Genomic DNA, 4690 nt, shown 5'->3' with positions numbered 1-4690 from the left:
ACACACCCGGTGGTTGGGGGGGGGGTGGGGGGGCTCCGCTTCCTTAATGAAACCCCCCCCCCCCCCCCCCCCCCCCCCGCTCCTACGATGCATGGCTGCTTACGCAGCGCCGCTCAAGTGTTCGTAGAGAATGACGCTGCCAACGATCACCAGGATCACGCCGCCGAGAATCTCGGCGCGTTTGCCGATCAGGTTGCCGAGCACGCGGCCCAGCATGATGCCGGCGGTGACCATGCTGAAGGTGCACAGGCCGACCACCACGGCCACCACGCCGATGTGCACATCCAGAAACGCCAGGCTCACGCCCACCGCCATCGCATCGATGCTGGTGGCAAAGCCGGTGGCGGCCAGGGCCAGCAGGCCGTTTTTCTTCGGAGCATCGGCCGACGCATCGTCATCGTCGGGATCTGCACGCAGGCCGGCCACAATCATGTGCAGGCCCAGGCCGCCGAGCAGCACGAAGGCAATCCAGTGATCGAACGCACGCAGGTGGCTGGACGCGGCGCGCCCCAACAGCCAGCCGATCACCGGGGTGATCGCCTCAATACTGCCGAAGATCAGACCGGCCCGCAGCGCATCGCGCCATTGCGGTTTGCGCATCGCCGCGCCCTTGCCGATCGCTGCGGCAAACGCATCGGTAGACATCGCAAAACCGATCAACACAATGGAAAAAGGAGACATCGACACTCTCGGGTTGGGCACGATCACAACGGCATGCGCCCGCGCCAACCGTCGTCGTACGCGCATGCCGCTGGTCTCGCCAAACCACGATTGGTTGCCTGCACCACGGCGCAATGGCCGAGTATGTTGATGCAGGCGCTTTCGATGAACGAAAGAAGGCTACTCCCCAAGGGGCGCGCAGTGTAACAACGCAAAACCCGCTTTCGGGCGTTTTGCCCGCACGCGAAGGTCGGTCTGATCTTTATAGCCGTGGCTATGCAGCGGCAGTTTGCGGGGTGCAACCGCAGTAGGACGGTTGGCAAAAACATGAGTGAGCCCACGGCTCGATGGTTGTGCTGTCATCGTGTCGGCTGCACCTGCTGGCGACCCAGCAGGGCGCGAACAGTCTCCAGTTCCACATCCCGGCCGTCCTGCAGATCCTGCACGGTGATCTGTACCGGCACGTCCGGCACTACGCCGCGATCGGGTTGCGCGCTGGTTGGAACCTGCCCGACCAGCTACAGATCCACCTCGATGTGCGAGTTGGGCAAGTGCAAAAAGAAGAACGCGCCGCCGTTAATGCCGCGCAGGTTGCCACCGGTGGGCTGGCCGACCAGCGTGGCCAGGCCGTTGCGCTGCAGTTGCCGTGCAAACTCGAAGGTGGCCGAACTGTTATCGGCGCTGGTCAATACGAACACCCGGCCGCTGTCCATCGCCAGCGTCCAGGCCGGTGCTGCTGTCGCGTACACGCTGGGGCGCCATCGCGTTGCGCTGTGTCGTGTCGATGCCGTTACCCGTAGCGCGCGTTGCACGGTTGTACCGGGCGTGCGCACCTGCGGCACCGGGTTGGCGGAAATCTGCGGAAACAGCAGCGGCAGATACACATCGAAGGCATCGATGCGCGCAAGCCCCAGCACCTCCATCCGTGCAACGCGCTTGGCGTCGTTGCTGCCGTGTTCGAGTTCGGCGCGCAGGTCGGCGAAGCGTTGTGCGATCTGCTGTTCGGTCGCTTAGCGGTACAGGCCCGGATGCAGCGCGCCATAGGCCTGTTGCAGCACATCGGTATCGGCCGGCAGCGCCGGGCTGCGTGCTGCTAGTGCAGCCCGCTGGAAATCTCGGCGGTTGCCGCACGCAGTGCTTGCAAGGCCGTTTGCGGGCTCACCAGTGCGGGGCGCCGTTCGATGAAGGGGACCGTGAGCGTGTAGGCGGCGCTGCCGCCTTGCAGGATCGGCGCGGTCAGATCGACCACGCCTACCACCGCTTCGCTGGGTTGCATGGCGTAGCCATCGGTGCGCGCCTGCGCGGCGGCGGCCAGGAATTGCGCGCGCTCGAACGGCACCTCGCTGGCGTCGAGCATCTCCAGCCAGCGCGCCTGCACGTCCGGCTGCTGGAAGGCGAACAACACCAGCCCGGAACTGGAATGGGTCAGCGGGCGGCGATGCCCCGGGCGCACCACCAGGCCAAGGTCGCTGGGCACGTCCATCTGCGCGATCACCACGATCTGGTCGCCGGACGGCGCCACCAGGTGGCAGGGTTGATAGATCGCATCGGCCAGCCGCCGCATCACCGGCAACGCGGCCTCGCTGATGCTCTGCACGGGCGGTTGCTGCATGCCGAGCATGAACAGCCGGTTGGTCAGCACGTAGTCGCCTTCGCCGTCGCGGGTGAGATAGCCGCGCTCCTCCAGCACCTGCAGCATGCGGAAGATCTCCCCGCGCGAGCGGCCGATGCCCTGCGAGATCGCGCCCATGCTCATCGGCTGCGCCTGGCGGGCGAGCAGTTCGAGGATATCCAGCCCCTTGTCCAGGGCCGGCGCGCGGTACTTGGCGGGTTCGGGGCTCATCCGTTTGCGGTTCCAGGCAAGGTGCGGCGCGCCAGGGTACAGGCATCGCCGGCACGGGTCAGGTTGGGTGCTCGCGTGCAAATATAAACAAAGATTTTATATTTGCATGGCGTTGGCGCGCGCAGTACGCTCGCTGGATTGCAACGCAAGCGCCACAGCCTTGGGAGGGGATCGGTCGCATGCATCACAGTGACATTGCCGCGTCGCCGCGCGGCAACCTGGCGCGTACCGCCATGGTTCCCCTGTTGTTGATCGTGAGCCTGTTCTTTTTGTGGGGCATGGCCAACAACCTCAACGACATCCTGATCAAACAGTTCAAGAAGGCGTTCGAGCTGAGCGACCTGCAGGCCGGGCTGGTGCAGAGCGCCTTCTACATGGGCTATTTCGTGTTCGCGATGCCCGCGGCGATGTTCATGCGCCGCTACAGCTACAAGGCCGCGGTGGTGCTTGGGTTGCTGCTGTATGCGTGCGGGGCGTTCCTGTTCTACCCGGCTGCGCAGGTGCATACGTACTGGTTGTTCCTGCTGGCCCTGTTCGTGATCGCCAGCGGCCTGGCGTTTCTGGAAACCACCGCCAATCCACTGGTCACGGTACTCGGCCCGGCCGACGGCGCGGCGCGCCGGCTGAATCTTGCGCAGGCGTTCAATCCCCTGGGTTCGATCACCGGCGTGCTGGTCGGCCAGCATTTCATCTTCTCCGGGGTGGAGCACACGCCGGCCGAACTGGCGGCGATGGCGCCGGCCGCGCGCGAGGCATTCTTTGCCGCCGAATCCTCCGCCGTGCAGATGCCGTATCTGATCATCGGCGCGGTGGTGGTGCTGTGGGCGATCCTGATCGCGCTGGTGCGCTTTCCCACCGGCGCGCCGGAGAGCGACAGCGGCGTGGCGCCCAAACGCGCACGCTTCGGCGAACTGCTGCGCAACCGGCGCTTCATGTTTTCGGTGGTGGCGCAGTTTTTCTACGTGGGCGCGCAGGTCGGCATCTGGAGTTATCTGATCCGCTACCTGCAGGACGCGGTGCCGGGCACGCCGGAAAAAACCGCTGCCACGTATCTGACCATTTCGCTGGTGCTGTTCATGGCTGGCCGCTTTATCGGCACTGCGTTGCTGCGCTATCTGGCGCCGGCCAAGCTGCTGGCGAGTTTTGCCGCGATCAACCTGGTGCTGTGCGCGGTTGCCATCGCGTTGCCGGGCTGGGCCGGGCTGTATGCGCTGGTGGCTGCCAGTGTGTTCATGTCGGTGATGTTCCCGACCATCTTCGCGCTGGGCCTGGATGGCATGCACGACGATGCGCGCAAACTGGGCTCCTCCCTGCTGGTGATGTCCATCATCGGCGGTGCGCTGCTCACCGCGGTCATGGGCGCGGTGTCGGACATGGCTGGCATCCACTGGGCGATGGTGGTGCCGGGCGGGTGCTTTGCGGTCATCCTGCTGTTCGCGTTGCGCGCACGTCGCGTCATGCCTGCACTTGCCGGAGCCTGAGCATGCCGCGTCTTTGCTATGTACTGGATCTGCACGACGATGCGACGTTGATCGCCGAGTACGAGCGCTGGCATCAACCCACCGAGGTCTGGCCGGAAGTGGTGGCCTCGCTGCAGCAGGCCGGCATCCAGGAACTGGAGATCTTTCGCAGCGGCGATCGGCTGGTGATGCTGATGGAGGTGGGCGAGGACTACGATCCGGCGGCCAAGGCCACGCGCGATGCGGCCGATCCTCGGATCCAGGCCTGGGAAGACTTGATGTGGCGGTTCCAGAAACCGCTGCCGGGCAGCGCGGCTGGGGAGAAGTGGCGCGAGGCCGGACGGATCTTTGCGTTGAGTGCGGCGATCGACGCGCAGCGCTAGCGGTGCCCTCATCCGCCCTTCGGGCACCTTCTCCCGCTTGCGGGAGAAGGGAGCATTCGTTCGGCCGGGAGAAGGGGGGCATTCGTTCGGCGGGGCTGCGGTCCGGCCGGCCTGGCGATATCGGGTGGGCGCGTCTGGGTCTGCATCTTCGGCCTGGCAAACGGCAGCACGCTGCAGACGCCCGACGGTGGGTACCTGGTGCGCAAGCGCATAACCCACCTGAGCCAATGCCAGTCACACCCTTCTCCTACGCGCGGGAGAAGGCGCCCGCATGGCGGATGAGAGGCTGAGTGCTCAGTCCTTGCCGTTGCCGGCTAGACCTGACCCAGAAACGTTCACCTGGA

The 4690-nt window shown here is 65.4% G+C and carries 4 protein-coding genes, 1 pseudogene and 1 riboswitch; of the genes and pseudogenes, 2 read left to right on the top strand and 3 right to left on the bottom strand.

From position 1 onward, the window contains the following. Window positions 1-99: 99 nt before the first annotated feature. The 3 genes and pseudogenes from FHY19_RS16390 to FHY19_RS16380 form a co-directional block, all read right to left on the bottom strand. Complete coding sequence (locus tag FHY19_RS16390) at window positions 100-681, bottom strand: manganese efflux pump MntP family protein (RefSeq protein ID WP_259167253.1); 582 nt, start codon at window positions 679-681, stop codon at window positions 100-102. A 46-nt stretch (window positions 682-727) separates the two neighbouring features. Then, window positions 728-855: riboswitch (yybP-ykoY riboswitch) on the bottom strand. A gap of 164 nt (window positions 856-1019) precedes the next feature. Next, window positions 1020-1742, bottom strand: a pseudogene (locus FHY19_RS16385) (S41 family peptidase); the annotation flags it as partial. A gap of 11 nt (window positions 1743-1753) precedes the next feature. After that, window positions 1754-2503 carry an IclR family transcriptional regulator gene (locus tag FHY19_RS16380; protein ID WP_259167252.1) on the bottom strand — a complete coding sequence of 250 codons (750 nt, stop codon included), beginning with the start codon at window positions 2501-2503 and terminating at the stop codon, window positions 1754-1756. Between the two features lie 179 nt (window positions 2504-2682). Between FHY19_RS16380 and fucP the strand changes: the two genes are divergently transcribed. Further along, window positions 2683-3984: an L-fucose:H+ symporter permease gene (gene fucP, locus FHY19_RS16375; protein ID WP_259157856.1), complete on the top strand. Its 1302-nt coding sequence runs from the start codon at window positions 2683-2685 to the stop codon at window positions 3982-3984. 2 nt (window positions 3985-3986) lie between these two features. Then, entirely contained in the window at window positions 3987-4346 is a 360-nt protein-coding gene (locus FHY19_RS16370; RefSeq protein ID WP_259167250.1) for an L-fucose mutarotase, read from the top strand. Window positions 4347-4690: the final 344 nt, after the last annotated feature.

Source organism: Xanthomonas sp. 4461, from assembly GCF_024806475.1.
Lineage (GTDB): Bacteria > Pseudomonadota > Gammaproteobacteria > Xanthomonadales > Xanthomonadaceae > Xanthomonas > Xanthomonas arboricola_F.
This window is presented reverse-complemented; position numbering and strand designations above follow the sequence as displayed.

Bases quoted from the DNA above. Each gene is read 5' to 3' on its own strand.
- FHY19_RS16390 (WP_259167253.1), bottom strand. From the start codon at position 681: ATGTCTCCTTTTTCCATTGTGTTGATCGGTTTTGCGATGTCTACCGAT.
- FHY19_RS16380 (WP_259167252.1), bottom strand. From the start codon at position 2,503: ATGAGCCCCGAACCCGCCAAGTACCGCGCGCCGGCCCTGGACAAGGGG.
- fucP (WP_259157856.1), top strand. From the start codon at position 2,683: ATGCATCACAGTGACATTGCCGCGTCGCCGCGCGGCAACCTGGCGCGT.
- FHY19_RS16370 (WP_259167250.1), top strand. From the start codon at position 3,987: ATGCCGCGTCTTTGCTATGTACTGGATCTGCACGACGATGCGACGTTG.